Annotated in this window: 4 protein-coding genes and 3 tRNA genes; all 7 read left to right on the top strand. The window is 58.7% G+C overall.

Annotated elements, in window-relative coordinates:
- Window positions 1-201 precede the first annotated feature (201 nt).
- Window positions 202-1146, top strand: a complete 945-nt coding sequence (gene birA, locus IB256_RS30450) for a bifunctional biotin--[acetyl-CoA-carboxylase] ligase/biotin operon repressor BirA (RefSeq protein WP_192296379.1) — start codon at window positions 202-204, stop codon at window positions 1144-1146.
- Complete coding sequence (locus tag IB256_RS30445) at window positions 1136-1885, top strand: pantothenate kinase (RefSeq protein WP_192296378.1); 750 nt, start codon at window positions 1136-1138, stop codon at window positions 1883-1885. Before birA ends, IB256_RS30445 begins: the two co-directional genes overlap by 11 nt.
- Window positions 1886-1894: 9 nt before the next feature.
- On the top strand, window positions 1895-2575 hold the full coding sequence (locus IB256_RS30440; protein WP_192296377.1) for an SPOR domain-containing protein: 681 nt from the start codon (window positions 1895-1897) through the stop codon (window positions 2573-2575).
- Window positions 2576-2716: 141 nt separating this feature from the next.
- Window positions 2717-2801: transfer RNA gene (locus tag IB256_RS30435), tRNA-Tyr, on the top strand.
- A 26-nt stretch (window positions 2802-2827) separates the two neighbouring features.
- Window positions 2828-2901 (top strand) — tRNA-Gly (locus tag IB256_RS30430).
- 19 nt (window positions 2902-2920) lie between these two features.
- Window positions 2921-2996: transfer RNA gene (locus tag IB256_RS30425), tRNA-Thr, on the top strand.
- An 83-nt stretch (window positions 2997-3079) separates the two neighbouring features.
- A partial coding sequence (locus IB256_RS30420; protein ID WP_192404989.1) for a GTP-binding protein occupies window positions 3080-3458 on the top strand: 379 nt, incomplete at its 3' end.

The raw sequence follows: 3458 nt of genomic DNA, 5'->3' as shown, positions 1-3458 counted from the left end.
AGTGAAACGACGCATCGCCGATGGTAGTGTGGAGTTTCTCCATGTGAGAGTAGGTCATCGTCAAGCTCCTATCCCAAAGCCCCTGGTCAGCATCGCTGGCCGGGGGTTTTGCTTTTGCGCGCGGAAAACTCGGACGCATCGCTGCGTAGGCAATTCGGGCATGCCTCTATATGATGCGTGCCTGACTGTTGCGGGGGTGATATGCAGACCTTGCTGAAATTGCTGAGCGATGGCCGCTTTCATTCCGGGGAAGAGCTGGGTGCTCTTCTCGGAGTAAGTCGCAGCGCCGTCTGGAAGCGCCTTGAGGGCTTTGAGCGTGACTACGGGATGGTCGTGCAGCGCGTGCGCGGCCGTGGTTATCGCCTGGAAGAGCCTTTGAGCATCATCTCGCCCAGGTCCGACTCCGGCCTGTGGTCTCTCGATGTCCTTCTTTCGATCGACTCTACCAATGCCGAGGTTCTGCGACGACTGTCTGCGGGCGCCGCAGCGCCGTTTGCCATCCTGGGTGAGCGGCAGACCGCTGGGCGAGGGAGAAGAGGTCGGCAGTGGGAAAGCCCCTTCGGCGCCAACCTTTATTACACCCTGGGTATCACCGTGCGCGGTGGGGCTCAGGAGTTGGAAGGGTTGAGTCTGGTGGTTGGCCTTGCGGTAGCTAAGGCGATCCAGGCGCTGGGCGTGAAGGACGTAGGCCTCAAGTGGCCGAATGATGTGCTGGTGGGGGGCAAGAAGATCGCTGGAATCCTGCTGGAGCTCACGGGCGATCCTGCAGATATCTGCAGCGTTGCCATCGGCATCGGCATCAATGTGAATATGCGCAAGGCGGACGCCATCGACCAGCCGTGGACCTCGGCGCGAGAGGCTCTCGGCAAGCTGGTCGATCGCAACGAGCTTTTGCAGGCGCTGGAGTCGCAGCTTGCCTGTGCGCTTTCCCGTCATCGCGAGCAAGGATTCGCTGCCAGCCGCGAAGAGTGGGAGTCCCTTCATCTATGGCAGGGGCGGCAAGTCACGCTGTCCACTGTCGCCAATAATATCGTTGGGCGTGCCCTTGGTATCGATGAGAGAGGCGCGCTGCGTCTCCTGGTGGATGGCAAGGAGCAGAGCTACAGCGGAGGCGAGCTGAGTCTGAGGTTGTCGGATGATTCTTGAGTTGGATTGCGGAAACAGCCTGATCAAGTGGCGGGTGGTCAGAAAGCACGACCTGGTGACTGTCGCTGGAGGCGTGGCTGATTCCGATCAGGCGCTGCTTGCGCAATTGCAGGCCAGCGAAGTGGTGGATATTCGCTATTGCCGTATGGTCAGCGTACGCAGCGAGCAGGAAACCGACGCGCTTCGTGTGGGGCTGGAAAACGCATTCTCCATTGTGGTGCAGATTGCTGCGCCGGCGACCGAGCTGAGCGGTGTGCTGAATGGCTACCGTGAGTATCAGCGTCTTGGGATGGATCGTTGGCTAGCCCTCGTGGCGGGCCATTGCCTCGCCGGGCGTGGCTGCTTGGTGCTTGATCTTGGTACCGCGGTTACTTCCGATCTCGTCGACGCCGGCGGAAGGCACCTGGGGGGCTATATAGCTCCCGGCATGCCTCTGATGCGTAGCCAGCTGCGAACCCACACCCGCCGTATTCGCTATGACGATGAGGCGGCTCATGAGGCGCTGCAGAACCTGTTGCCAGGCCAGGAAACTTCAGAGGCGGTGGAGCGGGGCTGCGTGCTGATGCTGCGCGGATTTGTGCGGGAGCAGATCGATCTGGCCAACAAGCTGCTGGGGGATGACTGTGCTGTCTATCTGACCGGGGGCGACGCTGAGCTGGTCAAGGATGAATCTGCGCGTGCTGTCGTGCTTCCGGATCTGGTATTTCTCGGCCTGGCGCTTGCCTGTCCGATCGAGTGAGTCTGATCGATGCGTTGGTTCTTTCTTTTTCTGCTCGCACTTAACGTCTTCTACTACGTCTGGCACCAACAGCAGGCGCCTCTCCGTCCAAAGGAGATCGCGCCGCTCAGTCTGTTCCACGCTGAGCAGAAGAATATTCGTCTGCTCAGTGAGTCTGCTGAGACGCCCCAGCGCCGTCCGGCAGAAGAGAAGCCGGCGGTTACTCCCCCGTCTGCGTGTATCTACCTGGGCAGCTTCTCTGCGGAAGATCGCGCTCGGCAGCTGGTTCAGCGCTTGCTGAGCCTGGATGTCCAGGCCTCGCTGCAGACAGTGGATGCCGCTGCTGGTGTCGATTACTGGGTTTATCTCCCGCCCCTGGCTTCGCGACAGGCTTCGTTGTGGCAGCTGCGCGAGCTGCAGGCGCGCAAGATCGATAGTTACATCATTACAGAGGGTGACCTGACTGACGGAATCTCCCTTGGAATTTTCCAGCGCAAGGATTCGGCGGACAGCGTTGTCGAACGTCTGAAGACCGCTGGCTACGATGCTCTGGTGCGCGAACTTGCTCGTTCGCAACATGATTACTGGGCGCAGATAGCCGCGGAAAGCGGGCGCCTGGTGGACGATTCCCTGGTGCGTCAGCTGGCCCCGGATTTCCCGGAACTGCAAAAACAAACAATGCCGTGTAAAAACGTTGCAAGCCCTCAATAGTTTGAATAGAATGGCGCCCGCTTCACAGGGGTGGCCTGAAAAGGTCAAACACTGGAAGCCGTTGTCGAAGAGCTAAGCTCAAGTTTTTTAAAGAAAAACAGTTGACAACGCGGTGGCAGGCTGTAGAATGCCGCCTCACTCGGAGGGGTTCCCGAGCGGCCAAAGGGATCAGACTGTAAATCTGACGTCTCAGACTTCGAAGGTTCGAATCCTTCCCCCTCCACCAGTTTTCAAGCGTGAGCTGCAAGCTCCGCGGGTATAGTTCAGTGGTAGAACCTCAGCCTTCCAAGCTGATGATGCGGGTTCGATTCCCGCTACCCGCTCCAAGTTTGTTGCTTATGTCTTGCTCATGTAGCTCAGCTGGTAGAGCACACCCTTGGTAAGGGTGAGGTCAGCGGTTCAAATCCGCTCATGAGCTCCATCTCGCAAAGGCAGATATGAAAATATCTGCCTTTGTTTTAATGGTGACGTGACTTTCTCAATTCCTTACGGGAGGCGGTCAAGATGGCTAAAGAAAAGTTTGAGCGTAACAAGCCGCACGTAAACGTCGGCACCATCGGTCACGTTGACCACGGCAAAACCACTCTGACCGCTGCTCTGACCAAGGTCTGCTCCGAGACCTGGGGCGGTTCCGCTCGCGCTTTCGATCAGATCGACAACGCGCCGGAAGAGAAGGCTCGTGGTATCACCATCAACACCTCTCACGTTGAATACGACTCGCCGGTACGCCACTACGCTCACGTAGACTGCCCGGGCCACGCCGACTACGTGAAGAACATGATCACCGGTGCTGCCCAGATGGACGGCGCGATCCTGGTTTGCTCCGCTGCTGACGGCCCCATGCCGCAGACCCGCGAGCACATCCTGCTGTCCCGTCAGGTAG

It is taken from the genome of Pseudomonas sp. PDM17 (assembly GCF_014851985.1).
In the GTDB taxonomy this organism is placed as follows: domain Bacteria; phylum Pseudomonadota; class Gammaproteobacteria; order Pseudomonadales; family Pseudomonadaceae; genus Pseudomonas.
Note: the sequence above shows the minus strand (reverse complement) of the source record. Positions and strands in the feature narration are given on the sequence as shown.

What these genes read in the sequence shown, in the direction of transcription:
- birA (WP_192296379.1), top strand. Translation starts at nt 202, where the DNA reads ATGCAGACCTTGCTGAAATTGCTGAGCGATGGCCGCTTTCATTCCGGG.
- IB256_RS30445 (WP_192296378.1), top strand. Translation starts at nt 1,136, where the DNA reads ATGATTCTTGAGTTGGATTGCGGAAACAGCCTGATCAAGTGGCGGGTG.
- IB256_RS30440 (WP_192296377.1), top strand. Translation starts at nt 1,895, where the DNA reads ATGCGTTGGTTCTTTCTTTTTCTGCTCGCACTTAACGTCTTCTACTAC.